The 722-nt window shown below is 38.2% G+C and carries 1 protein-coding gene; it reads right to left on the bottom strand.

Features of this window, described 5'->3' with window-relative positions; translation table 11 throughout:
* Positions 1–24 precede the first annotated feature (24 nt).
* The coding region (locus ACY2RQ_RS19570) for a hypothetical protein (protein ID WP_490114694.1) at positions 25–722 on the bottom strand (698 nt) is incomplete at its 5' end.

The following is a 722-nucleotide window of genomic DNA, read 5'->3' on the forward strand; positions in this document are numbered from 1 at the left end:
TCCGGCGTCACCTGGATGCACTTGTTATGCCTTGTGGATTATGGAAAGAAATTCTTGATATGAGGTGTATTTTTCCATGTTTGATAAATATTTTGGGTACTCAGAGTAATGGAATTCACATTCATTGATGAGTTCTTGATACTTTTCCTCTAAGCCTGTCTCCGACACAAGGTTTTTGAACTCTCTCAATTCACCCTGTAGTTCGTGGCACTGGCTAATGGAAGCTCCGTTATTGCCATACAGAACTCCAGCTGGTATTTCATGGATAGAATAATCAAGCAGGGAAGCCAAATCTGATATTAGACTTTCCTTTGCTAATAAATCGCTAGGGTCATGGGCTAGTGCGGATCGAAGAAAGTCAATAGGAGTGAAATTACACTCTAGAATATTTCTAACAGTTTTCGATTTATATATATGTTGATTGAATCCAGCCAACCACCTCGCACATCCTGACTCTTTGTGATTGAAACCTTCGAATAAAACCGGAAATATGACTCTCTCAAATAGTGACATCCGAATAGGGAATTCATAATTATCATCTACAATTTTTTTCGAGAATTCATATACCCAGTCTTTATATTCACTTCGTTCAGATTTTTCTATGAGAGAAATAAACTGTTCAAGCTCAATCATTGTTACCTTGCGAATACGGTCATTCTCGGCTTGGCAGTATTTCTCCCACTGGATTTTTTGAAGATTGTTCAAGGTTACTCCTAAGGGCA

It is taken from the genome of Parendozoicomonas sp. 209JJ7-1, assembly GCF_058147085.1.